Origin of the sequence: Kineosporia sp. NBRC 101677 (assembly GCF_030269265.1) — a bacterium.
GTDB classification, from domain to species: domain Bacteria; phylum Actinomycetota; class Actinomycetes; order Actinomycetales; family Kineosporiaceae; genus Kineosporia; species Kineosporia rhizophila.
Genome location: NZ_BSTA01000003.1, coordinates 728,611 through 754,239 on the forward strand (window position 1 = coordinate 728,611; position 25,629 = coordinate 754,239).

Genomic DNA, 25,629 nt, shown 5'->3' on the forward strand with positions numbered 1-25,629 from the left:
ACCCCGGCCCGGGACCGTCGGTCCCGGGCCGGGGTATTTTGCGGGCCGTCCCCCGACGGTTGTCCGGAATCCGCCGCTACTGCGCCGAGAACCCTGATATACCGGGCAAAGAGGGGTAGTCGACCGGGCGGGGGCTGGGCGCATGAATTTACGGACGTTCGTGGCGACGATCGCGGTCGCGCTCACGTTGGGCGGGTTGTCGGGTGGGGTGGCCCAGGCCGACCCGACGCCGCCCGGAGTCTCGGCCGCGCCCGAGGTCTCGGGCCGCACGGCCGGGGCCGACTGGTCGGTGACCCGGCGCGGGCAGGGCGACACCTACACAGTGAGACTGCGCCTGGCCCAGCCGGTGGCCATCCGCGCGGCGCTGCCCCAGATCGCCGTGGACGGGCGCGTGGTCGGGGTGGCCGCCCGGGCTGCGGACGGGCACACGCTCACGTTGCGTACCTCGGACGCCCGGGTGGCCAAGGCCCGCAAGGTGCAGCTGGCCTGGAACGGCAAGGTCGCCGGACAGGCTTCCTCCCGCACCTATGGCGCTGCTCCTGAGGCCGAGGCGCCGACCGGCGAGTTGCTCGCTGAAGACCCGGCTGCCCCCGGCCCGTATACGGTCGAGCGGGCCGACTACGACCTGGGCGACAGCGCGGTACGTCTGCCCGGGCTCGGCGGTCAGGCCGTCGAGATGCGGGCCGCCGCCTACCTTCCGAAGGGGGCCGAGGGCGCCCGGCCGGTGGTGATCTTCCTGCACGGCATGCACGGCTGGTGCTACGGCGAGCCGAAGGGCAACCCCGCCTTCACCTGGCCCTGCACCAAGGGCCTGAAGCCGGTGCCGAGCTACCGGGGGTACGACGCGCCGGCCAAGGCCCTGGCCTCCAACGGCTATGCGGTGTTCTCGATCAGCGCCAACGGGATCAACGCGGCCCTGAACGAGTCGGCGCCCGATGCGGGGGCGCAGGCCCGCGGTGATCTCGTGCTGGCCCACCTCGACCGGTTACGACGGTGGACGTCCGACGAGGGCAACGCGTTCAGTGGTCGCCTCGATCTGTCGAACGTCGGGCTGATGGGCCACTCCCGAGGTGGTGAGGGCGTGGTGGCCGCGGCGCTGGCCAACGCGGCCCGGCCCTCGCCCTACGGCATCCGCGCGGTGCTGCCCCTGGCCCCGACCGACTTCACCCGCGCCACCCTGCCCGGCGCGGCGATGGCGGTGATCCTGCCCTACTGCGACGGCGACGTCTCCGACCTGCAGGGGCAGCGTTACTACGACGACACCCGCTACTCGGGGCCGGACGACGTGCTGCGCACGTCCCTGGTGATGATGGGCGCGAACCACAACTTCTTCAACACCGAATGGACGCCCTCCACCTCGAAGGGGGGTGCGGTGGACGACTGGTTCGATCGGGAAGATCCGCTGTGCGGGAGCAAGGCGCCGGGCCGCCTATCGCCCCGGCAGCAGCGCGCCGCCGGTGCGGCCTACATGGCCGGTTTCTTCCGGCTCAACCTGGGCGATGAGCAGCAGTTCCTGCCCCTGTTCGACGGCACGGACGGCCGCGCGAAGTCGGCCGGGCCGGCGGTCGTGCACACCCAGGCCCAGCAGCCCTCCTCGGCCCGCACCGACCTGGCCACCTTCTCCGTGGCCAAGCGGTCGGTCACCACGTCGGGAGCGGCCACCTACTGCACCGGTACCGGCGAAATGCCCGCCGGCTCCAAGAAGACCCCGACCTGCTCGAACGCCAGCGAATACTCCGCCTACCAACCACACTGGGTCTCCGCCTACTTCGCCCCCGACGTCCCCACCACATCCGTGTTGCGCCTGAGGTGGACGTCCAAGACCAAAGCCGACCCCCTCGCGTCCGTGAACACCAAACCGTCAACTGCCCATGAGGCACTCACCTTTCGCGCCGCCACCCAGAGCGGCAAGGCCGACCTCAAGGTCACGGTCAGCGACCGGGACGGCACGAAGGCGACCGTCAACGTGGCCAACTACAGCAACGCCCTGAAACCCTGGCCGAAGCTGCAGGGTTCGGCCCGTGTCGTCATGCGCACCGTGCGCATCCCGCTGGAGGAGTTCGACGGCATCGACCCGGCCGCGATCACCCGGGTCTCCTTCGCCCGGGCCTCCGTGCGCGGCGACGTGGTCCTGTCCGACCTGGCCCTCGACACCCCCACCAGCGTCCTGGGTGGGCCCACCGACCTGCCCTCGGCCAGCGTCGGCGACCAGATCGCCTACGAGTACGACCGCACGCAACGCGTCCGGGTGCCGGTCACCTTGTCCGAGCCGGCGCCGGTGCCGGTGGTCGTGAACATCAACACCGACGTGGCCGACACCGACGCCCGGGTGCCGACCCGGTGGATCAAGGTGGTCGTCCCGGCCGGAAAGACCAGGACGGTGGCCGAGTTCCGGATGCGGGGCAACCAGAAGGGCGAGCCCCTGGCCCGTCTTGACATCACCCTCTCGGCGCCCAAGAACGCCGTGGTGGGCGACGGGTGGGGTGTGTTCACCGTCTACGACGACGACGAGGGCTGAGCGGTAGAGCTGGACTCGAGCTGGTCGCCGATCCGCAGGGCGGCGACCAGTTCGGCGTACAGCGGGCTGTCGCGCAGCAGTTCCTCGTGGGTGCCGCGGGCCACCACCCGGGAGGCCTGCATGACCACGATCTGGTCGGCGTCGAGCACGGTCGAAAGGCGGTGGGCGATGGTCACCACCGCCCCTTCCCGGGCCTGCTGGCGCACCGCGTCGTGGATGGCTGCCTCGGTGATCCCGTCGACCTGGGCCGTGGCCTCGTCGAGCAGCAGCACCGCGGGCCGGGCCAGCAGTGCGCGGGCCAGCGCGATCCGCTGCCGCTGACCGCCCGAGACGGTGGAGTCGCCGAGCCGGGTGTCCAGGCCGTCGGGGAGTTCGTCGATCTTGTCCTGCAGGCGAATGCGTTTGAGGACGTCGGTGACCTCCGAGTCGGTGGCGTCCGGGTTCGCGTAGAGCAGGTTCTCGCGGATCGTGCCGGGCACCACCGGAGTCTCCTGCTCGACGTAGGCCAGGTGCCGGCGCACCTCGGCGGGCCGGATCTGCTCGTAGGGAACACCGTTCAGCCGGAGCTGCCCGTGCTCGGGCTCCAGGAAACGCAGGATCAGCGAGAACACCGTGGTCTTGCCTGCACCGGACGGCCCGACCAGGGCGATGTGCCCGCGCGCCGGGATCACCAGGTCGAGCTCTCGCACCGCGGGAGCCACGCCCGGGGCGTAACGAGCCGTCACTCCGGCCAGTTCGACCACCGGGGCCCCTGCGTCCGGGCTCCTGGTCGGCCCGGCCTGCTCGAATTGCTGCTCCACCTCCAGGGACTCCACCTCACTGATCCGCCCGGCCGCGGCGAGCCCGGTCTGCAGCGTGGTGGCGTTCTGGCTGATCTCCATCACCGGGCCGATCAGGCCGAAGGCGTAGAGCAGGAAGGCGATCAGCGTGGGCACGTCCATCGCGCCCTGGTCGACCCGCCAGGCCCCCACGCCGAGGATGACCAGGATCGCCGTCTCCACCCCGGTCCAGGCGATGGTCCAGACCAGCGCCTCCCGCCGCACCGCGGTCAGGCTCTGGATGCGGGCCTGCTGGGCGTGCTCCAGCAGCCGCTGCACCTGACGCGGTTCAGCGCCTGCCGCCTTGACCGTCTTGATCGCCCGCAGCGTGCCGTCGAGCTCACCCCCGAGCTCTCCCAGCGCGGCCTGCGACCGCTCCTGGGCCACCCCGATCGCCGGCATCAGCATCACGAACAGCACGGTGACCACCGCGATCGACCCAACGGTGGCCAGGGCCAGCACCAGGTCGAGCACGGCCATCAGCACCAGCGTGCCGATCAGCAGGACGAAGGCGTTGATCAGCCCGATCACACTGGAGGAGGCGGCCTCGCGCAGCAGCACCGAGTCGGAGGTGACCCGGGTGACCAGCTCGCCGCTGGGCCGGGCCAGCAGCGGCAGGACCTTCGCCTGCAGGTAGCGGCGGATCATGCCTTCACGCACGTCGTAGACCACGTGCTCGGCCATCGCGCCCAGCACCCGCCACTGCCACCAGCTCATCCCGGCCCCGACCACGATCAGGGCCAGGAGCAGCAGGATCGGGTCGGACAGGGACTCGCCGCTGCCCAGGGCCCCGAGCACCTCACGGGTGGCCAGCGGACTGACCAGCCCCGAGGCGGACACCCCGAGCCCCAGCACACCGGCCAGCACGAGGGACCGGGCCCGGGGGCGGGCGTACCGCCAGAGCAGGGCGAACCGGTCCCGCTGCCCAGGCCCGGTGCCGGTGTCGGTGCCGGTGTCCGTGGCAGTGTCGGTGGCGGTCATGACTTTCCCTTCGGTCGGATCACCGGCCGACCGCAGGGCCCGAAGACGGTCAGGTGCCTGCGACTGGGCCGAGCGTGCGCTGGGCTGAACGCTCGGGACCCACCGATGGTTCGATCACGATCGGGACTGACCGGTGGCGACCCCGGTCATCGGTCCGGCGAAGCAGAAACTGTTCCGCGGGAGAGCCTTTGAGCAGGCCACCCTGACGGCTCCCGCCCCTTCCCGAGCGACCGCTCACAGGTGGTCATCCTTAGGGATGACTGTGGCCCGCTCCGACGAAAAGCTGACGCCCCTTTCGTCACTTATTCGTAAGTTCTCCTGCAGCGAAACCGCCGCAACCGCGCGGCGAACACCCGCCGACAAGGGTTGCGGCGAGGTTCCTCTCGCACGCAGCAGGAGAAAGGACTCTGATGAGGTTCACACGCGCCGGATCGCTCGTGGCGGCCCTGGCCATGGCTGCCTCAGGGACGGTGGCACTGGCCGCCCCCTCGGCCAGTGCCACCACCAGATCGACAGCACGCAGCGTGGGCGAGCCGGACCGGACGTCCGCGGCCGAGGCCCGGCGGATGGACCGGATCAAGACCCCCGAACTGGACTGGTACTCCTGCTACGCCCCGAACCTGCAGTGCGCCACCGCGAAGGTGCCACTGGACTACGACCAGCCCAAGGGCGCCAAGACCGAGATCGCGTTGCTGCGTTCGCGGGCCACCGAGCCGAAGAAGCGGATCGGCAGCCTGTTCGTCAACCCCGGCGGGCCCAGCGGCTCCGCCACCGACGTGGCCGCCAACGCCGCCGAGTTCTTCGATCCCGCCCTGCAGGAACGGTTCGACATCATCGGCGTCGACCCGCGCGGTGTCGGGGCCAGCGCCCGGGTCAAGTGCTTCACCAGCAACAAGGCCCAGAGCAACGGGCTGGAGGGCCTGAAGGCGGCCAACTACTACCCCGAGACCAAGAAGGAACAGCAGGCGATGATCGCCTCAGCCGAGCAGCTGGGGCAGAAGTGTTCCACCACCGGCAAGAAGCTGGCCGGGTCGATGTCCACCGTGCAGGTGGCCCGGGACATGGAACTCATGCGGCGCGCGGTGGGCGACAAGAAGCTGACCTACATCGGCTTCTCCTACGGCACGTTCCTGGGTGAGGTGTACGCCAACCTCTACCCCGATCGGGTCCGCGCCATCGCGATCGACGGCGTCCTCGACCCGATCTCCTGGACCGGCACCAAGAAGACCGGAAAGCTCAACCAGGACCAGCGTCTGCACTCTGCCGAGGGGGCCGACAAGGCGCTGCGCGAACTGCTGGTGCGCTGCGGCAAGGCCGGTGTCGAAGCGTGCCCCTTCGCCGCCGGCGGCAAGACCGTGGCCAAGTTCGACACCCTGACCAAGCGGCTGAAGAAGAAGCCCGTCGTCTTCCCGGACGGCTCCCGCTACGACTTCAGCAACCTGATCGACGACAGCCTCACCGGGCTCTACGACGTCTTCGGCGTCATGCTGCTGCCCCCGCTCCTGCAGAGCACGTGGGAGGCCACCGACCCGGGCGCCACCAAGGCTCAGCGCACCGCGGCGACCAAGCGACTGCGCAAGTCCCGCAACGCCACGCACGCGGCGGTGAAGCCGGCCCCCGGCCCCCGGCGCGGTTTCCCCTACGACAATCCGGACGAGGCGTTCTCCGCTGTCACCTGCACCGACGCCCGTCACCCGGCCAAGGCCTCGAGCTGGCCGGCCCAGGCCCGAGCGGCGGACAAGCGGGCCCAGTACTTCGGCGCCAAGTGGGCCTGGACCACCGTGCAGTGCGCCACCCAGACCTGGACGGTCAAGGACGAGGACGCCTACCGCGGCCCCTTCACCCGCAGGACCGCCGCCCCTGTCCTGGTCATCGGCAACACCTACGACCCGGCCACCAACCACGCCGAAGCCGTCTCCACCGCCCAGCTGATGCCCAACAGCCGCCTGATCAGCAGCGACAGCTGGGGCCACACCGCCTACAACTCCTCCGCCTGCGTCAACGAAGCGGTCTCGGCCTACCTGCTGACCGGGAAGGCCCCGGCCAAGAACCTCAGGTGCGTAGGGGATTTCCAGCCCTTCGTCACCGCGGACGAGCCGAGCGCCCAATCCACCCTGGCCGCCCGACCCAGCATCGTCTCGCCCCCGCCCAGCGTCTTCTCCCCCGAAGACTGATCCCTCAACCGGCCCTGACGGCCCGCCCGGTCGGCGCACCTCGCGTCCGGCCAGGTGGGCCGTCCGGCTGCCGTCTCCCGGATCGCCCGGCCCGCGCCTGGTCGAGCAGTTCCGGGTCCCGGCCCGGCCACGGCACCATCAGGGTTCTTCGTGTGGGATTCCCAGCGACTCGTCCACCGCCTCCTGGGGCCAGGTGTCGATCGGACCCAGGTTCTCCCAGACGAACTTCCGGTCCTTCTTCGACAGTTCGGTGCGCACTCCCCCGCTCCAGGCGATGCGGCAGGGACCGTCGTGCAAAAGGTCCGCGCCGCAGATCGCCGCGCCCACCACGTCCTGCAGGGCTATCGCCTGCTCCTCGGTGGCCAGGATCTCGAACCTCAGTTCCAGTGGCTTGCGCGGATCGTCCTTGGGCACGATGCGAACCTAGCCAGCCGTCGCCCGGCCCGAAACTGGTTTTCGAACGCTCCCCGACACCGAAGGGGACGTCTGTGGCCACGGTGCCCACAGACGTCCCCAAATTCTGTGACTAACTGACTTAGCTGCTGTACTCCTTCAGGAAGGCGAGCAGGTCGTCGCCGAGGCGCTCCTTGTGGGTGTCGGTGATGCCGTGCGGGCCGTCGGGGTAGACCAGCAGGCGGGCGTCCTTGACCAGGGCGGCCGAGGCCTGACCGCCGACCTCGATCGGCACCACCTGGTCGGCGTCGCCGTGCACGACCAGCGTCGGCACGTCGATCCGGGCCAGGTCCTCACGGAAGTCGGTGGCCGAGAACGCGGCGATCGACTCGTAGGCGTTGCGGTGCCCGGCGGCCATGCCCTGCGCCCAGAACGAGTCCCGGGCCCCGGCCGAGACCGGCTTCGTGGGGTGGTTGAAGAACGGGCCGTCGGCCAGGTCCTGGTACAGCTGCGAGCGGTCGGCCAGCGAGCCGGCCCGCAGACCGTCGAACACCTCGATGGGCAGCCCACCCGGGTTGTCCTCGCGGCGCAGCATCAGCGGGGGAACCGCGGAGACCAGCACCGCCTGGGCCACCCGGGCAGTGCCGTGACGGCCCATGTAGCGGGTGATCTCACCGCCGCCGGTGGAGAAGCCCACCAGGGTGACCTCCTGCAGGTCCAGGTGCTCGATCACGGCGGCCAGGTCGTCGGCGTAGGTGTTCATCTCGTTGCCGGTCCAGCTCTGGGTGGAACGGCCGTGACCGCGCCGGTCGTGCGCGACGACCCGGTAGCCGTTCTCGGCCAGGAACAGCTGCTGGGCCTCCCAGCTGTCGGAGTTCAGCGGCCAGCCGTGGGAGAGAACGACGGGACGGCCGGTTCCCCAGTCCTTGTAGAAGATCTGGGTGCCGTCGGAGGTGGTCACGAAACTCATGGGTCTGCACTTTCGATATGGGACGTGCTGTGGGCGCCGTCGACGCTAGGGCCCGTCCCGCTCGGATCGCGTACGTCGAACTACGTACTCGGCAGAACCCGGCCGAGTTCCGAGCGGGAGCGGATGCCGAGCTTGCGGTAGATCCGCGAGAGGTGGGTGGAGACGGTGCGTGGTGACAGGAACAGGCGCTCGGCGATCTCCCGGGTGCTGAGCCCTTCGGCGGCCAGCCGGGCGATCTGGGTCTCCTGCGGGGTGAGGGCGGTGACACCTTCCTCGTCGCGGCTGGTCCGGCGCAGCGACTCGCCGGTGGCGCGCAGTTCGTTACGGGAGCGCTCGGCCCAGGCCAGGGCGCCCAGAGAGTCGAAGGTGGCGGCGGCCGCGCGCAGCAGGGGACGGGATTCGGCGGGTCGGCGGTGGCGGCGCAGCCAGACTCCGTAGGCGTGCTGGCGGCGGGCCTGCTCGAACGGCCAGCCGGTCAGGTCTTCGCCGACTGCCTGGTCGTAGGCCTCGGCGGTGTCGGCCAGCACAGCCTCGGCGTAGCCCAGCCCGACCATCAGGGCCGGCGAACGCCCGAGCTCGGCGACCGGGGCGAGCCCGGCGACCAGCCGACGCAGCTGAGTGGTGGCGCCGCAACCGGCCGCTGCCTCCACGACGAAGCCCAGCAGATGGTGACCGGTGTAGGGGTGGAAGCCGTCGTCCGCCTCGTCGAAGATGCGGCACAGCTCGGAGAACGCCTCCTCGAAACGCCCGTCGGCCAGGGCCGCCAGCCCGCGCACCTGACGCACTCCGGCCAGCAGCGGGTTGCGGCCGTAGGCCAGCAGCATCGATTCGGCTGCTGCGGCCTGTTCGTGAGCCTCACTGACCTCTCCACGTAACGCGTGGGCGGCCCCCGCTGCCGTGCAGGTGGTCGGGATCCAGTTCGGCGCCCTGACGTCCCGGGCCAGCTCCTGAACCTCGGGCATCAACATCATGGCGGTGCGGGCGTCTCCCAGGTAGGTGGCCCCCACTGCCTGACTGATCCGGGCCCGGTAGAGGACACCCAGGCGTCCCTGTTCCCGCAGCCCGACCTGGGCCATCGCCTGCAGGGTGAACCCGGTGGGGGTGTCGCCGAGAACTGCGGCGGCCAGTCCCAGCTGGTGGGTGGCGTACGGATCAGTCCCGCCGCGGGCCAGCAGCTCCCGGATCAGCGGACGACAGTAGGGCCCCCGGGCCAGGGGCGCGATCAGTGCCAGGGCGCCGATGAGCAGCGGGTCGCCCGAGACCGACATGGCCCGGTCGATCGCCGCGACCAGACGCTTCACGGCGACCGGGTCAGGTTCGGAGTAGTGCGCGCGTAGCGAGATCCGGTCCACCAGTACTACCGCTCTGACCACATCACCGTTCTCGACCAACGTCTCGACCGCGTCCGCCGCCCTGATCAGCCGCTGCCCGCCGGACCAGTGGGTGGCGTACAGGGCTTCGACGTCGAGTTCGTAGACAGCCCGCTCACCTACCGACAGATCTTGCGGCCGGATCTCGGCCAGGAGCCGAGCGGTTGCGGCGAAATCGCCCTGTTCCAAGGCCATGTCGGAGGCAGCCATCAGGCGCTGGGCGCGCGCGGCGGGATGCTGACTGAGCCGGGCCGCCCGTTCGAACGCGGTCTGCGCGATCCCCGGAGCCTGTCGGTGCCGGGCCCGGGCCGCAGCGTCCTCGAGGGCGACGGCCAGCAACTCGTCGGGGCGGTCCGCAGCAGCCGCCCGGTGCCACAATGCCCGTTCTGGTTCAGCGGTGAGCACGTGAGCCAGAGCTGCGTGCACCTGCCGGAGCTGAGCGGTAGCCGCGGTGTGCTGTAACGCCGAGCGCAGCAACGGATGCCGAAACCTCAGGCGCAGCTGCTGATCGACCTGGACCAGGCGGGTCTGCTCAGCAGGCTCCAGATCCGCGTGATCGGCGGGACCGTTGATGACGACGCCGGTAGCCCGGACGATTTCGTCCACGTCGTCACCGTCGTCCAGGGCAGCGACCACCAACATGGCCCTGGTGGTCGCGGGTAGCTCGCCCACCAGCCCGGAGAAGGTTCTTTCCAGCCGCTCGCTCAGCGGAACGGAGCCGGACAGCGCGGCCGGGCCTACTGACCTCAGGGCAGCGCTCCCCAGCTCGACCAGGCCCAACGGGTTGCCGGCGGCGGTGTCGAGCACCTGGGCGCGCAGGACACCGGACAGCTGCGGCGCCACGTGCGTCAGAACTGTCTGCGCATCGGTCTCCGACAGTGGCTCGAGCCGTCGCTCCGGCAGAGCCACCGCATTCAGGCGCCGCTCGACCTCACCGCCGTCACGCGCGGTCAGCACCATCGCCGTCGGCACACCGTTCAGCCGACGGGCCACAAAAGCCAGTGCCACCCAGCTGCTCTCGTCAACCCATTGCAGGTCGTCGACGGTCATCAGAACCGGAACGCCAGCTTCGGCAATTGCGGCGAGCATCAGGGTCGCGACGCGGAACGGGACCGTGTCCGGCGCCTCCAGAATGACCTGAGCAGCATCCAGCAGATCGGGCGCCGCGTACAGCAGGCGATGCACCGCCGCGTACGGAATGTGCACTTCGGCCTGAACTCCAGCAGTGTTCAGGACGCGCAGCCCCGCCCGGCCGGCTTCCTCACCAGCCTCCTCCAGCAAAGTGGACTTGCCCACTCCGGCCTCGCCCCGCAAGATCAGCGCGCCACCGCGGCCCGCCGCAGCACCGTTCACTAGAGCTGACAGTGCCGCCAGCTCTGCGCCTCGCCCCACAATCACCGGCCGATTCTATTCAGTCATGAACTCAGCGACCCAAGACGGACGAAATGCCCGAAAAGGTTTGGGCGGTGGTGCCACAAGTGCGGCGGCACCGACAAAGAATCCGGATGCACTGTGGTGACGCAGTATGAGCACTTGCCACTGCCTGTTGTTCAGGACCGCAGTACCCCACTCAGTCATCCGGAACACGCGCTACTGCTGCTGGCGGCTGGGTCTCGCTGCATGCAACCGCTTCGACTCCTCGACCTGGGCCAACTGCTCAGGGGTCAGCTTCCGGGAGTCGTCGAGGTCCTCCGGTGGATAGATTCCCCAGCCGTCCTCGTTGCCCAGATCGTTGACGTAGACGCCCCCCTGGACGAATCCGCCGATCCAGCCGAACGACTCGTCCCCGGCCTCCGACGTCGTCTCGCCGATCCCCGTCGCTACTTGTCCCCGGATGATGACGGGTTGTCCGTGCGACAGCCACGGCGGGCGCTGGCTGCTGATGCAGGGCACCGCGGGGGCGTCACCGTAGGCCGCCGCAACCATGCGTGCGGCGGTCGGGCCCGACTCCCTCGTGCGGGCCAGCGGTTCGCTCGTCACCGGGCCGTCGGGGGTGTCCAGGCTGAGGCGGTAGCGGCGATCGGCGTCAAAGGTGTGTCGGACTTCGACGGTGAAGGTGTCTTGGGCTCGCTGAACGGCAGCGTTGATCTGGGCCCGCTGCCCGGAGGTCAGCTCGGCCTCGTCGCCCAGTTCGTCCGCTCCGAACAAGGCGTCCTCGCGACCTCCGACACCCATCACCCAGACACCGCCCTCCAGGAAGGCCCCGATCCAGCCCGGCGCGGCCTCACGACCGGGTTGCGTGCTGTCGGCGCGGACCAGGACCGGCTGACCGACCGACAGCCACGAGGGCTCCGGGGCGGTGATGTCGACCTGAACTCGGATCTCGGGCCCGACCTCGGGGAAGGGCCTGACGATCTCCTCCACCACATGCTGCGTCTGGGCGTAGCGGGTGTAGACCCTGCTGGTCACCGGGCCCTGCGGGGTACCGACAACCACCTGATACCGACGGTGCTCGTCATAGGACATCACGGCGTTGACGGCCACGAGTCCGTCGATGGGCGACAGGCCCGGAATCACCTCGAAGGGCTCGGGAAGGTTGATCCTGGATTCCTCGTGTCCCTGCATCTGGGCATTCTCCCGCAGAGCCCCACCTTCGTCCCGGTCCGGGTGGACCGGGACCTCTTCGCCTACGACGTCGACACCGGTCAACCGGCCTCCATATTCGTCCTGAGATCCACGACCCGCCGGGCCTTGCCGGTCGAGCGCTCCAGCCCACCCGGCGGCAGCAGGTCCACCTTCACCGACACCCCGATGCTTTCCTTCACCACCGAACTGAGAGTGGTTGCCCGCTGGGAACTCTGGGTCTCGTTCAGGGCGGTGCGGGCCTCGACGCGCACGGTGAGCTCGTCCAGGCGGCCCGGGCGCTGGAGCACGCACTCGTAGTGCGGGGCGAGGCCGGGCACGCGCAGGATGATTTCCTCGATCTGGCTGGGGAAGACATTGACGCCGTGCACGATCATCATGTCGTCGCTGCGGCCGGTGACCTTGGCCATGCGCCGCATGGTGCGGGCGGTGCCGGGCAGCAGTTGGCTCAGGTCGCGGGTGCGGTAGCGGATGATCGGGAGGGCCTCCTTGGTCAGGGAGGTGAACACCAGTTCCCCGGCCTCGCCGTCTCCCAGCACCGAATCCGATGCCGGGTCGACGATTTCGGGGTAGAAGTGGTCTTCCCAGATGTGCGGGCCGTCCTTGGTCTCCACGCATTCCTGGGCCACGCCCGGGCCCATGACTTCGGACAGGCCGTAGATGTCGACGGCATGCATGTCGAAGCGTTCTTCCACCTCCCGCCGCATGCTCTCGGTCCACGGTTCGGCTCCGAGCACTCCTACCCGCAACGACGCTTTCCGGGGATCGAAACCCTGGCGGTCACACTCGTCCAAAATTGTGAGCAGGTAGGAGGGGGTGGCCATGATGACCTCGGGGCGTAGGTCGGCGATCAGCCGTACCTGGCGTTCGGTCATGCCGCCGGACACCGGAACTACGGTGCAGCCGAGGCGCTCGGCGCCGTAGTGGGCACCGAGGCCGCCGGTGAAAAGCCCGTAACCGTAAGCAATGTGCACCAGGTCGCCGGGGTGGGCGCCGGCTGCCCGCAGTGAGCGGGCCATCAGGTCGGACCAGGTGTCGATGTCGCGGCGGGTGTAACCCACCACGGTCGGCCGGCCGGTAGTACCTGAGGACGCGTGTACGCGGCTCAGTTGCTCACGGGGCACCGCCAGCATGCCGAAGGGGTAGGCTTGGCGCAGGTCTTCCTTGGTGGTGAAGGGGAAGCGGGCCAGGTCTTCCAGGGTGCGGCAGTCGTCGGGGTGCACTCCGGCGGCCTCGAACGAGCGGCGGTAGAAGGGCACGTTGTCGTAGGCGTGCCGCAGTGACCACTGGAGCCGGCGCAGTTGCAGGTCGCGCAGTTCGTCGCGGGAGGCGGTCTCGATCGGGTCCAGCTCCAGCGGATGAATCACGTGCGCCTCCCTTGGGCCAGCGGGGTGCTGAGGACGTGGCCGGGTTTCACCACCTTCCCGACGTTAGGCGAATCCGGCGGGCCCGCCGGGCGTTGTGCGGTGAATGGCGGGTGAAGGTCCCCGCAATGCCGAGGCTGTCAACGGCCGGGCGGCGCACTCGCAGCGGCCCGGACGCCGAACCACTGCTCAGAGCCGAATTTCTGATACCTCTGCACCTCGACGAAGCCGAGCCGGGTGGCCAGACTCAGCGAACGCTGGTTGGCGGTCTGAGTGCACAGCACCACCGGCTCACCCGGGAACACCTCGTCGAACCAGGTCAGGGCCGCGGTGCATGCCTCGGCGGCGAAGCCCATCCCCCAGAACTCGGGCAGGAAGAGGTAGCCCAGATCCACCTCGCCGTTCTCGGGCCGGACGCGGTCGGCCGGGCCCAGGTTGCGGCGTTCCAGCATCACCAGGCCGATCATGACTCCGTCGAGATCGACCACGAAGACGCCGGGACGCTGTCCGGGCACCTCGGGCAGTCGTTCCAGTTCGTCCGCCGGCTGAGGGCCGCCGACGTAGGCGCCCACCTCCGCCGAGCCGAACAGTTTCTGGAACCGCTCCCGGTCGGAGGGGCGGGACGCTCTTAGGAGCAGCCGTTCGGTGCTGATCGGGGCTGGCGGCCAAGGGTCGTAGGAGACGTTCACCACTGGCCCAGTGTGCCCGATTTGTCGATGTCGGGCCCCTCGCAGTCAGGTCCCGTTCAGGGTGTGCGGTGCAGGCTGGGGGTCATGCTGTCTTTTCTCGCCCCGGAGCACCTGATCTCCACCTTCGGGCTCCTGGGCATCCTGGCCGTCGTGTTCGCCGAGTCCGGCCTGCTGATCGGTTTCTTCCTGCCGGGCGACTCGCTGCTGTTCACCACCGGCCTGCTGGTGGCCGAGGGCACCTACCTGCACCAGCCGCTCTGGCTGGTCTGCCTGCTGGTGGCGGTCGCGGCCGTGGCCGGTGACCAGTTCGGCTACCTCTTCGGCCGCAAGTTCGGCCCGGCCCTCTTCCGCCGGCCCGACTCGCGCCTGTTCAAGCAGGAGAACCTGACCCGGGCCCACGAGTTCCTGGCCACCTACGGCGCCCGCTCGATCATTCTGGCCCGGTTCGTGCCGGTCGTGCGCACCTTCACCCCGATCGTGGCCGGAGCCGGCCGGATGGACTACCGCACCTTCCTGGTCTGCAACGTGATCGGCGGCGTGCTCTGGGGTGGCGGCGTCACCCTGCTGGGGCACCAGCTGGGACAGATCGCCGTGGTGAAGGACCACATCGAGCTGATGCTGATCGCCGTGGTCGCCGTCTCGGTGATCCCGGTCGCGATCGAGGTGCTGCGGGCGCGTCAGCGCAACCGCCCGCGTCACGTGGCATAGCAGGCGCACAGGAAACGTTCAGAACGCGTGGATCGGTGACTGCGACTGTCTTTCCATGACAACGACCCGGACCACTCGTCAGCGCAAGTCCCTGTCCTTCGCCTCGATGATCCTGGCCGGCGCGCTCGCCCTGGGCGGCTGCGCCTCCGCGGCCGACGCCACCACCACCTCGGCGGTCAGTTCCAGCTCGGGCGCTTCGATCTCGACGATCTCGGCGGCCGATGAGAGCACCGACTCCAGCACCACCGCGGAGACCATCGCCGAAACCACGGCCGCGGTGGAGGCCTTCCTGGAGACGCTCTCGGACGAGCAGCGCGAGACGGTGCTGTACGACTACGACGACGAGACGAAAACCACGTCCTGGTCGAACTTCCCGGTGACCTTCGTGCAGCGGGCCGGCCTGAACCTGAACGACCTCACCGAGGAGCAGCAGGCCGCCGCGATGAAGGTGCTCGAGGCCCTGCTGAGCGACGAGGGCTACGCAACCGTCACCGGCATCATCGGCGGCGACGAGTTCCTGGCCGAGAACAGCAGTTCCACCGAGGATTCGCTGGGCCAGTACTACATCGCCTTCTTCGGCGAGGCCTCCACCGACTCCGCCTACGAGATCCAGTTCGGCGGGCACCACCTGGGCATCAACGCCACCCTGGACGGCTCGGCCGACTCGGCCGGCGAGATCACCTTCGCCCCCACCCACCTCGGCTCCCAGCCCGCCGTGTACACCAACGAGGACGGCGAAGAGGTTCAGCCCCTGGCCGGGATGTACGAGGACGCCTTCGCCTTCTACGACAGCCTGACCGAGGAGCAGCAGGCCACCCTCTACCAGAGCGAGGACGTCTCCGACCTGGTCTGCGCGGCCGGCAGCACCTGTGACTACCCCACCGGCACCGGGATCTCCGGCGCCGACCTCACCGACGAGCAGCGGGAACTGCTGCTGCAGGTGATCGCCAACTGGGTCGGCCTGTCCGACGAGGAGACCACCGACGCGACGCTGGCCGAGATCGAGGCCACCCTGGACGAGACCTACGTGAGCTGGTCGGGCGCGACCACCTACGACATGACGTCGGGCGGGGGGATCTACTACCAGATCTCCGGCCCGGACGTGTACATCGAGCTGGCCAGCCAGCAGGGCTCGGCCGGCGCCGACGTCGACGGGGTCACCACCGCCGGCTGGGGGCACATCCACACGATCTACCGCGATCCGAGCAACGACTACGCGGGCAGCGCCTCCCAGCAGGCGTCCACCGGAATGAGCGGGGGTGGCGCAACACCGCCGAACGGGGCGGGCACGCCGGCCACGGAGAGCTGACGTTCGTGGTTGCTAGGCTCGGGCGTCACTGTCGGGAACAGACGTACCGCGAAAGAAGTCATGGCCAGCACCGAGGAACCCGCTCCCTACGGCTCCGGAACACCGGCAACCGCCAGCACGTCCGGAACCCGGCCGGTGAAGCGGGTCCGCACCCACCACCTGCTCGAGATGAAGCAGCGTGGCGAGAAGTTCACCATGCTCACCGCCTACGACATGTACACCGCGCAGGTCTTCGACGAGGCGGGCATCGATCTGCTGCTGGTCGGGGACTCGGCGGCGAACAACGTCTACGGCCACCGCACCTCACTGCCGGTCACCGTGGACGAGCTGATCCCGCTGGCCCGCGCCGTCGCCCAGGCGGCCGGGCGGGCCCTGGTGATGGGTGACCTGCCCTTCGGCTCCTACCAGGGTTCACCGGAGCAGGCCTGGGACACCGCCGCCCGGTTCATGAAGGAGGCGGGGGTGGCCGCGGTCAAGCTCGAGGGCGGCGCCGCCATGGCCCCGCAGATCGAGCGGCTCACTCAGGGCGGCATCCCGGTCTGCGCCCACATCGGTTTCACCCCGCAGTACGAGCACGCCCTGGGCGGTTACCGCGTACAGGGACGGGCCGACGCGGCCGAACGGGTGCGACAGGACGCGCTGGCCGCCCAGGAGGCGGGAGCGTTCGCGGTGCTGATGGAGATGGTCCCGGCCGAACTGGCCGCGAAGATCACCCAGGAGCTGAGCATCCCGACGATCGGGATCGGCGCCGGCAACGGCACCGACGGCCAGGTGCTGGTCTGGCAGGACGCCTTCGGCCTGAACACCGGCAAGCTGCCCCGGTTCGTCAAGCAGTACGCCGACCTGCGCAGCGTCCTCTTGCAGGGGGCTGCCGCCTACCGGGACGACGTCAAGTCCGGTTCGTTCCCCGGCCCCGAGAACAGCTTCTGACGCACCAGCAGAGCCGCCACCCCGGCCAGCGCCACCAGGCCCACCGCACAGGCCAGCAAAGTGCCCTGTGCTCCCCCGTACTCGACGGCCAGCCCACCCAGAGCCGTTCCGGCCGGCACGGCCAGTAGCGCTACCGCGCTGTCGACGGCCAGCACCTGGGCCAGCCGTTCGGCCGGGGCCAGGCGCTGGTACAGCGCGATCGAGGTGGCCTGGTAGGGCGCCCAGCTCAGACCGACCAGTGCGAAACCGACAATGGACGCTGGTGTCGCAGCTCCCAGCCCCAACGGCAGCAGGCCCAGCCCGGCCGTCAGCACACCGGCCACGGTGATCAGCCACGGCGAGAACCCGCTCAGGTAGGGGGTGATCAGGCCACCGAGCACCGCGCCGATCCCGAAGGCGCTGTAGAAGGTGGCCAGGGCGAGGGCCGTGCCGTCGGGCTGCTGCACGAGGGTGGGCAGGGCCACGTAGACCGGGCCGAACAGGAAGAAGAACACTGCGCTGAGAGCGATCAGGCCGAGCAGCGCCGGGGTCTGCCGGACCACGGCCAGACCGCTCAGACGGGAGGCGCTGGGCGGGGGCGCAATCCGGGCCGGGATCCGGACGAGGTAGTAGGACAGGGCCAGGACGCCGAAGGTCAGGGCGTCGAGCGCGATGGCCCCGGCCGGGCTCCAGAACACGAGCAGGAGCGCGGCCACCGGCGGGCCGGCGATCGTGCCGGCTTCGGAAAGGATGGCCAGCAGGGAGTTGCCGGCCAGGTGCTGGCGTTGCGGCAGGATCTCGGCGATCAGGGTGAAGCGGCCGGCCGAGCCCCACGAGTGCAACACCGACGAGGCCGCCAGCAGCCCGATGCACAGGCCGATGTCCAGCACCCCGGCCACGTGGGCCAGTGGGATCGAGCCCAGGGTGAGGAACCGCCAGGCTGCGTCCCCGAACGCCAGCTCCGCGCCGCTGCGCCCCTGCAGGAACCGCCCCAGCACCAGCGCCCCGACCGCGCCCGGCAACGACGACGCGGTGACCGCCAGCCCCACCAGTGTGGCGTTGGCGGTGAGTTCCTGCGCCAGAAGCACCACCGCCACCACCGCGATGCCGTCTCCCAGGTAGGACAGGGCCATTCCCGGCGCCAGACGCCGGAACGTGGGGTTGGACAGCACCAGCCAATGAGACAAGACTCCACCTTCCGCGAACCGGATGCCGACCATCCTGGTGCGCGAAATCGTCCTCTGGCCAATGGTTCTGCTCGTAGGCAACCGGGTTCTGCCGGTTGCAGAACCTCACGCGTCGGGAGTGAGCACGACCTTGCCCATCACCGTGCGCGACTCGGCCAGCAGCATGGCGTCGGTGGCCGCCGAGAGCGGGAACCGCGCGGCGATCTGCGGCTTTACCTCCTGGTCGGCCAGCAACTGCAGTAGCTGGGCCAGGTCTTCACGACGGCGGGCCCGGAAGGCCTTGGGGGTGATCGTCTTACCCGCCCAGATGCTGAAGAAGCTGGCCCCACGGCGGTTGGGCAGGTAGTTCCACAGCATGAGCCTGCTGACCAGCGCCATGGTGGGCCAGAAGTTGCCGCCCTCGTCGTTCACCGTGGCGGCGTTGCCGTACACGCACAGGTAGCCGCCCTTGCGCAGCAGCTTCCACGACTTGACCAGGTTCTCGCCGGCGATGTGGTCGAACACCGCATCCACCCCTTCGGGGGCCAGGGCCCGGATCTGCTCGTAGGCGTCCGCGTCCCGGTAGTCGACCGGGGTGGCCCCCAGGGCCCGCACCGCGTCGTGGTGGCGGGCCGCGGCGGTACCGATCACCGTCATGTTCGCCGCGCGGGCGATCTGCACCAGCACCGACCCGACACCTCCGTTGGCGCCGAGCACCACGATCGTGCCGCCGGGGCGGACCTTGGCGGTGCGGTGCAGCATCTGCCAGGCGGTGATGCCGTTGATGATCAGCGTCTCCACCTCGGCCGGGTCGAGGCCCTCGGGCACCGGCATCAGGTCGGCCGCCTCGATCAGCAGGTGACTGGCCCAGCCTCCGATCTTGGTGATGGCGGCGAAGCGCCGGCCGACCGTCTCGGCCGCAACCCTCGGGCCGACCGCCACCGCGGTGCCGACCACGTCGTAGCCCGGCACGAACGGGAAGGTGGGCTGGTCGTAGTAGCGGCCGCGGCGCATCTGCTGCTCGGCGAAGGAGACCCCGGTGGCCTCCATCCGCAGCAGCACCTGCCCGGCGGCGGGTGCGGGCAGGTCACGAGCCTGCACCTGCAGACCCGCGGGCTCGATCGGGCCGGGCATCACGACCTCGGTGGTGACGGTGCTCGTCCCGCTCACGCCGCTCATGACTGACTCCTTGACTGCGCTGATCTCCATGGCCATGACATTACGCGCGTTAGTTAACACATGCAAGCTTACGGCCCTAAGTTTGTGGCTGTAAGCTTCCGTCATGGACACCGCGAAACCCGCCCGGGCCCGTAACCGCCGAGGTGAGGGCCGCAAACTGCGCGAGGAGATCGTGGCCGCGGCGATCGCCCTGCTCGACGAGTCGGAGGACGAACGCGCGGTCACCCTCAGGTCGGTGGCCCGCAAGGCCGGGATCTCCGCCCCCTCGATCTACGCGCACTTCGCCGACCAGCCGGCGATCATGCTGGCCGTCGTGCAGCACGGCCTGGCCGAACTGGAGCAGGCCCTGCGCGAGGCCGCGCAGCAGGCGAGCGACCCGGAGCAGAAGGTGTGGGCGATCAGCCGGGCCTACCTGGCCTTCGCCGCCCAGCACCCGACCCGCTACCGCACCCTGTTCGGTGGGCTGTGGATGCCCGCGATCGACGGCCAGAGCTCGGTCACCGCACAGGACATGGAAGACCTGGGGGTGGGCAGTCTCGGCCTGCTGGCCGAGGTTCTGGCCGAGGCGGGGCAGGCCGGCGTCTCGGACTCCGACGACCCGGCCAAGGACGCGGTGGCCCTCTGGCTGGGACTGCACGGCCTGGCCCACCAGCGCGCCGCCACCCGGGTCTTCCCCGGGCCCGACGACATCGAGGAACGGATGATCCCGCGCCTGGCCCGGCTCACCAGGGCAGAGCACCCTCCTCGTTGAAGAAACCGCCCCGCGGCCCGTCGTCGGCCACCGTGGCCAGCCGAACCGCGATGGCCGCACCCTCGGCGGTGCTGCGGTAGCCCTGGTAGGCGGTGAAGTCGCTGGCCACGTAGCCCGGGCAGACCGCGTTGACCAGGATGTTCGTGTCGGCGAACTCCCGGGCGTACTGCAGCGTGACGGCGTTCAGCAGAGTCTTGGACGGGCCGTAGGCGCCGTCGATCGCCCCGGCGTACATCGAGGCCTCCTGCTGGTGCGCCAGCGAGGCCATCGACGTGGACAGGTTGACGATGCGGGGCGCGGCAGATCGACGCAGCAGGGGCAGGAAGGCGTTGGTCACCCGCATCACGCCGAACACGTTGGTGTCGATCACCCGGCGGAACCGTTCCAGATCGGTCCCGGACGGCAGCTGGAACGCCCCACCATTGATCCCCGCGTTGTTCACCAGCACGTCGAGCTCGGTGAAGGCGCCCACGGCCGCCTGAACGCTCTCGTCGCTGGTGACGTCGAGAGGGATGGCGAACACGTCCAGCCCTTCCGCCTTCAGCCGATCCACCGCCTCGGCCCCGCGTTCGCCGTCGCGCGAGCCCACCCCCACCCGGTACCCCAGCTTGCCCAGCTGCCGGGCGATCTCGTAGCCGATGCCTTTGTTCGCCCCGGTGACCAGGGCGGTCTTCGTTTCGCTCATGACCAGGACGCTAGGTTTCGCCCGCCCGGGTGGTCCAAGACCGCTCCGGTGCCTGCTCATACCCACCAGGTATCAGCCCCCAGGTTAGGATCCGGCGGTGGAGACTCGCGAGATGCGCTACTTCGTGGCCGTGGCCGAGGAGCTGAACTTCGGCCGGGCCGCCGAGCGCCTCGGCATGGCCCAGCCACCGCTCTCCCGCGCCATCCAGCAGCTGGAACGCCGGCTGGGCACGAAACTGCTGGAACGCGACCGGCGCGCGGTCGAGCTCACCCCGGCCGGAGCAGTCCTGCTGCGCGAGGCCCGCACCGCGCTCACCGCCGTCGAGGCAGCCGAACGGCGCACCCGCCGGGCCGGGGTCCAGCCCGACGGGATCACCCTGGTGGCCAAGACCGGTATGGGCAGCGAACGTCTGGCCAAGCTGCTCGACGCCTTCGCCGTCGAACACCCCGACGTGAAGGTCGACGTGGTGCTGGCCGCCCTGGGCGAGTCGGAGCCGATGCTGCACGACGGCCGCGCCGACCTCGGCCTGCTCACGCTGCCTTTCGACCGCACCACCGGGCTGGACTACGAAGAGCTCGACACCGAGAACCGGGTGGCGATCCTGCCCGGCGGGCACCCCTACGGCATCCGCGAAGGCATCACCCTGGCCGAGATGGACACTGTTCCCGGCCTGCCGCAGGCCCGTTGGCGCCAGGCCGACGGCACCTACCCCGACGGGCCCGGGCCCCAGATCCGCGACCAGCTGCAACTGCTGCAGCTGGTCTCGCTGGGCCGAGCCAGCGCCGTGATCTGCGAATCCTGCCTGCCCACGGCCGCCGGGCTGGCCTCGGTGCCGGTGACCGACGCCGCGCCGGTCACCAACGTCATCGCCTGGCCGGCCCACAGCCGCTCGCAGACGGTGGCCGCCCTGGTGCGCACCGCCCTCAGCCGCTGAGGGCTTCGGCCACCAGTTCGACCGGATGCCAGGCCGTACGGCGGGTTCCGTGGAAGATCTGCTCCCGACACGACGTACCGGTGGCCGCCACCACGGTGAGCTCGTCCTCGGCCTCGATCGCCGGGAACAGCCGATCTGCGCCCACCTTCATGGACAGTTCGTAGTGCTCGGCCTCGTAGCCGAACGAGCCGGCCATCCCGCAACAGCCCGCGTCCAGCTCCACCACCTCGGCGCCCGGAATGCGCCTCAGCAGGGCCATCGTGGCCGCAGTGCCGACCTCGGCCTTCTGGTGGCAGTGGCCGTGAAACAGGATGCGACGCCCGGCGAGCCAGGAATCCGGAGCCAGCCGCAACCGTCCTTCATCGATCGCCTCGGTGAGCAGCTCCTCGACCTGCCGCACCCGCCCGGCCACCGACACCACGTCCGGATCGCCGGGCAGCAGGCTCACGTGCTCGTCCCGCAGCGTGAACAGGCACGAGGGTTCACAGCCGACGATCGGGCCGGTGCCGGCGGCCAGCGTGTGCGCCATCGAGGCGGCCTTGGCCTGGGCGTCTTTCACCATTCCCTTCGAGAGCGCCGACCGGCCGCAACATCCCGCATCGGCGAGCGATACCTGCCAGCCGGACTTTTCCAGCAGGGTGATCGCAGCCTGACCGATCTGCGGCTCGGTGTAGGTGGTGAACGAATCGGCCAGGAAATTCACCACCCCCTCAGAGCTTTTGGACGGACGCGGCCGGGTTGCGTACCAGCGCTTCAGATTGCGGAAGCGAAACTTGGGTAAAGGACGCTGCGGCGAGATCCCGGCCAGACGCACCAGCGGCCGGCTCAGCCCACCCAGATTGGCCAACGGCGCGAAGGCCGACCCCAGCCGGTTCAACCGCCGGATCGAGGCGAACAGCCTGCTGCGGAAAGGAATTCCGTGCTGCTCGTGGTAGTGCGACAAGGTCTCGCTCTTCAGCTTGGCCATGTCCACCCCCAACGGGCACTCGGCCTTGCAGGCCTTGCACATCAGGCACAGGTCGAGGATCTCGTGCAGCCGCTCGTCGCCCAGCGCCGCCGCCGGATCCGGTTCCGACAGCGCCTTGACCAGCGCATTGGCCCGGCCCCGGGTGGCGTGTTCCTCGTCGCGGGTGGCGATGTACGAGGGGCACATCGCGCCGGTGGTGCTCTTGCGGCACAGGCCGATGTTCATGCACCGGTCGGCCGCTCCCCGCATGCCGCCGACCACGTCGAACTGCAGCCGGGTGCGCAGTTCCGGGGCCGGAGGCAGGGCCGCGTCCCGCAGGTGGTCGGTCATCGGCGGCGCATCCACGATCTTGCCCGGGTTGAAAATGCCCTTCGGATCAAAAAGCCGCTTGACCGAACGCATTGCCTCGTACAGCTCGTCGCCGAAGAGTTCGCGGTTGAACTCGCTGCGGGCCAGGCCGTCGCCGTGCTCGCTGGAGTTGACCCCGCCGAACTCGCGCACCAGATCCTTGATCCGCTCGGCCACCGCGCGCATCCGGGCGATCTCGTCGGGCCGGGAGAGGTCGACGAACGGCCGGATGTGCAGGCAGCCGACCGAGCAGTGGCCGTAGAACCCGGCCCGCATCCCGTACTCGTCGAGCACCTCGGCGAACCGCGCGGTGTACTCGGCCAGCCGCTGCGGCGGCACGGCCGTGTCTTCCACGAAGGCCAGCGGCCGGTTCGAGCCCTCGCTGGCGGCCATCAGCAGACCGAGGCTGGACTTGCGCACCTTGAGCAACGCCTTCTGCTCGGCGGCGGTCTCCAGCTGCAGCGTGTGGTAGCCGTGCCCGTTCTCGGCCCACAGGCTCACCAGAGCCTGCAGTTTCGATCGAACGATGGACGCCTCGTCCCCGGCGAACGAGACGAACAAGAGAGCCGCCGGGTCACCGACGAGATGCTCGCCCAGGTCGGCGTACTCGATCTTCTGGCGGGACAGGTCGAGGATGGTCTTGTCCATCAGCTCGACCTGGGCGGGTTCGCAGCTCAGGGCGTCGGCGGTGGCCTCGATCGCCTTCTGGGTGGTGTCGAAGTGGCCGACCGCGAACATGGTCACCGCGGGCCGGGGTACCAGGTCCACCTCGGCGTGGGTGACCACCACCAGGGTGCCCTCGCTGCCCACCACGAACTTGGCCAGGTCGAACTCCTGGACCAGCCGGTCGAGGCGGTAGCCGCAGGCCCGGCGCCAGAACGGCGGGAAGCCGTTCACAATCGCATCGGCATTGACCTGCAGGATCTTCGGAAGCTCCTCGTACAGCCGGGCTTCCAGTGATTCCCGTCCCGGTTGGCTGAGGCGCCCGGGCTCGAGCCGGGCCGTCGAGCCGTCGCTGAGCACCACGTCGAGTGCCCGCACGTGGTCGATCGTCATGCCGTAGCGCAGCGATCCGCTGCCTGCGGAGTTGTTGCCGATCATGCCGCCGATGGTGGCCCGGTTGCTGGTGGAGGTGTCCGGGCCGAACATCAGCCCGAACGGGGCGGCGGCCTGGTTCAGCTGGTCCTGCACCACTCCGACCTCGACCCGGGCCCGGCGCCGCTCCGGATCGATCCAGACGATCTGGTCCAGGTGCTTGGAGAAGTCCAGCACCAGGCCCGCCCCTACGGTCTGGCCGGCCAGGCTGGTACCCGCCCCGCGAGCGGTGACCGGCACCCCAAACTCCCCCGCGATCCGCACCGCCGCGCACACGTCTTCCACCGAACGCGGGAAGACCACGCCGAGCGGGGTGATCGCGTACATGCTGGCGTCGCGGGAGAAGAGGTGGCGGCTGTAGTCGTCGAAGCGCACCTCGCCGGCGATCTCGGCGCTGAGCCGCTCGGCCAGGCCAGCCGTCACTGGCTCTCGTCCCTCAGCGACTCCAGGGCCGCGTTCACTCCCCCGGTGTCGATCGGCACCCCGGCCAGTTGCAGCCCCATCTGCACGCCGCCCAGCGTGCCGATCAGGGTCAGGTCCTCGAAGGCGCCCAGGTGCCCGATCCGGAAGACCTTGCCGGCGACCTTGGAAAGGCCTGCCCCCAGGGACATGTCGAACCGCTGCAGGATGATGCGCCGGATCTCGTCGGCGTCGAACTGCTCGGGCACCAGGATCGCGGTGAGCGAGGACGAGTACTCCCGCTCGTCCTGGCACAGCATCTCCAGCCCGCCGCCCCAGGCCCGGACGGCGGCGCGGGTGGCCCGGGCGTGCCGGTCGTGGCGGGCGAACACGTTCTTCAGGCCCTCTTCACGCAGCAGCTTCAGCGACGCCTCGAGACCGTAGAGCAGGTTGGTGGCGGGTGTGTAGGGGAAGAACCCGTTGGCGTTCGTCTCGAGGATCGGGCGCCAGTCCCAGTAGGACCGGCGTAGCCCGGCGTGCTCGGAGGCGGCCAGCGCCTTGTCGCTGATCGCGTTGAAACTCAGCCCGGGCGGCAGCATCAGGCCCTTCTGCGAGCCGGCCACCGTCACGTCCACCCCCCACTCATCGTGGCGGTAGTCGATCGAGGCGAGCGAGGAGATGGTGTCGACCAACAGCAGGGCGGGGTGGCCGGTGCGGTCGATCGCCGCCCGCACCTCGGCGATCCGGCTGGTGACCCCGGTGGAGGTCTCGTTGTGCACGCAGCAGACCGCCTTGATCTCACCTGCCGGGTCGGCGCCGAGCCGTTCCTCGACCTGGGCCGGGTCGACCCCGTGCCGCCAGTCGCCGGGCACGAAGTCGACCACCAGGCCCAGTTCGGTGGCCATCTTCTGCCAGAGGGTGGCGAAATGGCCGGTCTCGAAGCACAGTACGCGATCGCCCGGGCTGAGGGTGTTGACCAGCGCGGCCTCCCATGCACCGGTGCCGGAGGCGGGGTAGATCACCACCGGGTTGCCGGTGCCGAAGACCGGGCGGATGCCCTCCAGAACGCGTCTGCCCAGGGCCTGGAACTCCGGGCCGCGGTGGTCGATGGTCGGGGCCGCCAGTGCGCGCAGTACCTCGTCCGGGCAGTTCGTCGGGCCAGGGATCTGCAGGAAGTGACGCCCCATCGCAGGACCTCCTAGTTAGGGCTTGACGTGACCTGCGTTACACGTGATGGTGCAAAAGGTACACGAACGTCGATTCCGTCACGTGGAACTCAGCTCCGGGAAGCATCCGTCCACCCTGTCGATGACGTCAGC

At 69.7% G+C, this 25,629-nt stretch carries 19 protein-coding genes; 7 read left to right on the plus strand and 12 right to left on the minus strand.

Annotated elements, in window-relative coordinates:
• The first annotated feature begins 142 nt into the window (after window positions 1-142).
• A complete protein-coding gene (locus QSK18_RS12210) occupies window positions 143-2,518 on the plus strand; it encodes an alpha/beta hydrolase (protein ID WP_232810866.1) in 2,376 nt (791 codons plus the stop codon).
• On the opposite strand, the gene QSK18_RS12215 is transcribed toward QSK18_RS12210, so the two are convergent.
• On the minus strand, window positions 2,497-4,317 hold the full coding sequence (locus tag QSK18_RS12215; RefSeq protein ID WP_285618879.1) for an ABC transporter ATP-binding protein: 1,821 nt from the start codon (window positions 4,315-4,317) through the stop codon (window positions 2,497-2,499). The genes QSK18_RS12210 and QSK18_RS12215 overlap by 22 nt on opposite strands.
• A gap of 410 nt (window positions 4,318-4,727) precedes the next feature.
• Here QSK18_RS12215 and QSK18_RS12220 point away from each other — a divergent pair, with 410 nt between their 5' ends.
• Window positions 4,728-6,491, plus strand: coding sequence for an alpha/beta hydrolase (locus QSK18_RS12220; protein ID WP_285618881.1), 1,764 nt, complete (start codon window positions 4,728-4,730; stop codon window positions 6,489-6,491).
• Between the two features lie 138 nt (window positions 6,492-6,629).
• On the opposite strand, the gene QSK18_RS12225 is transcribed toward QSK18_RS12220, so the two are convergent.
• From QSK18_RS12225 to QSK18_RS12250, 6 genes are all read right to left on the minus strand, one after another.
• On the minus strand, window positions 6,630-6,905 hold the full coding sequence (locus QSK18_RS12225; protein ID WP_232810861.1) for a hypothetical protein: 276 nt from the start codon (window positions 6,903-6,905) through the stop codon (window positions 6,630-6,632).
• 121 nt (window positions 6,906-7,026) lie between these two features.
• Window positions 7,027-7,854 carry an alpha/beta fold hydrolase gene (locus tag QSK18_RS12230; protein WP_232810859.1) on the minus strand — a complete coding sequence of 276 codons (828 nt, stop codon included), beginning with the start codon at window positions 7,852-7,854 and terminating at the stop codon, window positions 7,027-7,029.
• A gap of 80 nt (window positions 7,855-7,934) precedes the next feature.
• Window positions 7,935-10,622, minus strand: coding sequence for an AAA family ATPase (locus QSK18_RS12235; protein WP_232810857.1), 2,688 nt, complete (start codon window positions 10,620-10,622; stop codon window positions 7,935-7,937).
• A 192-nt stretch (window positions 10,623-10,814) separates the two neighbouring features.
• Entirely contained in the window at window positions 10,815-11,873 is a 1,059-nt protein-coding gene (locus tag QSK18_RS12240; RefSeq protein ID WP_232810855.1) for a hypothetical protein, read from the minus strand.
• Entirely contained in the window at window positions 11,870-13,174 is a 1,305-nt protein-coding gene (gene paaK / locus QSK18_RS12245) for a phenylacetate--CoA ligase PaaK (RefSeq protein ID WP_232810853.1), read from the minus strand. The genes QSK18_RS12240 and paaK overlap by 4 nt, the downstream gene beginning before the upstream one ends.
• Window positions 13,175-13,311: 137 nt before the next feature.
• The gene (locus QSK18_RS12250) at window positions 13,312-13,863 is read right to left on the minus strand and encodes a GNAT family N-acetyltransferase (protein ID WP_232810851.1); all 552 of its coding nucleotides are present in this window, start codon (window positions 13,861-13,863) and stop codon (window positions 13,312-13,314) included.
• An 81-nt stretch (window positions 13,864-13,944) separates the two neighbouring features.
• Here QSK18_RS12250 and QSK18_RS12255 point away from each other — a divergent pair, with 81 nt between their 5' ends.
• The 3 genes from QSK18_RS12255 to panB are packed head-to-tail and all read left to right on the plus strand — an operon-like array spanning window position 13,945 to window position 16,807.
• Window positions 13,945-14,568: a DedA family protein gene (locus QSK18_RS12255; RefSeq protein ID WP_285618886.1), complete on the plus strand. Its 624-nt coding sequence runs from the start codon at window positions 13,945-13,947 to the stop codon at window positions 14,566-14,568.
• Window positions 14,569-14,623: 55 nt separating this feature from the next.
• Complete coding sequence (locus tag QSK18_RS12260; RefSeq protein WP_285618888.1) at window positions 14,624-15,877, plus strand: DUF3500 domain-containing protein; 1,254 nt, start codon at window positions 14,624-14,626, stop codon at window positions 15,875-15,877.
• A gap of 60 nt (window positions 15,878-15,937) precedes the next feature.
• The gene (gene panB, locus QSK18_RS12265) at window positions 15,938-16,807 is read left to right on the plus strand and encodes a 3-methyl-2-oxobutanoate hydroxymethyltransferase (RefSeq protein ID WP_232810845.1); all 870 of its coding nucleotides are present in this window, start codon (window positions 15,938-15,940) and stop codon (window positions 16,805-16,807) included.
• Here panB and QSK18_RS12270 read toward each other — a convergent pair.
• The gene (locus QSK18_RS12270; RefSeq protein WP_232810843.1) at window positions 16,753-17,973 is read right to left on the minus strand and encodes an MFS transporter; all 1,221 of its coding nucleotides are present in this window, start codon (window positions 17,971-17,973) and stop codon (window positions 16,753-16,755) included. The genes panB and QSK18_RS12270 overlap by 55 nt on opposite strands.
• A 105-nt stretch (window positions 17,974-18,078) precedes the next feature.
• Entirely contained in the window at window positions 18,079-19,131 is a 1,053-nt protein-coding gene (locus QSK18_RS12275; protein WP_285618894.1) for a medium chain dehydrogenase/reductase family protein, read from the minus strand.
• A 103-nt stretch (window positions 19,132-19,234) separates the two neighbouring features.
• On the opposite strand from QSK18_RS12275, the gene QSK18_RS12280 reads away from it, so the two are divergent.
• Window positions 19,235-19,882: a TetR/AcrR family transcriptional regulator gene (locus QSK18_RS12280; protein ID WP_285618896.1), complete on the plus strand. Its 648-nt coding sequence runs from the start codon at window positions 19,235-19,237 to the stop codon at window positions 19,880-19,882.
• Here the strand turns inward: QSK18_RS12280 and QSK18_RS12285 are convergent.
• Complete coding sequence (locus QSK18_RS12285) at window positions 19,854-20,567, minus strand: SDR family oxidoreductase (protein WP_285618900.1); 714 nt, start codon at window positions 20,565-20,567, stop codon at window positions 19,854-19,856. The two genes, QSK18_RS12280 and QSK18_RS12285, sit on opposite strands and share 29 nt — an antisense overlap.
• A gap of 97 nt (window positions 20,568-20,664) precedes the next feature.
• On the opposite strand from QSK18_RS12285, the gene QSK18_RS12290 reads away from it, so the two are divergent.
• A complete protein-coding gene (locus QSK18_RS12290; protein WP_285618905.1) occupies window positions 20,665-21,501 on the plus strand; it encodes a LysR family transcriptional regulator in 837 nt (278 codons plus the stop codon).
• Here QSK18_RS12290 and QSK18_RS12295 read toward each other — a convergent pair.
• Both QSK18_RS12295 and QSK18_RS12300 read right to left on the minus strand, forming a co-directional pair.
• Window positions 21,491-24,334: an FAD-binding and (Fe-S)-binding domain-containing protein gene (locus QSK18_RS12295; RefSeq protein ID WP_285618907.1), complete on the minus strand. Its 2,844-nt coding sequence runs from the start codon at window positions 24,332-24,334 to the stop codon at window positions 21,491-21,493. The genes QSK18_RS12290 and QSK18_RS12295 overlap by 11 nt on opposite strands.
• Complete coding sequence (locus QSK18_RS12300; protein WP_285618908.1) at window positions 24,331-25,497, minus strand: pyridoxal-phosphate-dependent aminotransferase family protein; 1,167 nt, start codon at window positions 25,495-25,497, stop codon at window positions 24,331-24,333. Before QSK18_RS12300 ends, QSK18_RS12295 begins: the two co-directional genes overlap by 4 nt.
• Between the last annotated feature and the right edge of the window lie 132 nt (window positions 25,498-25,629).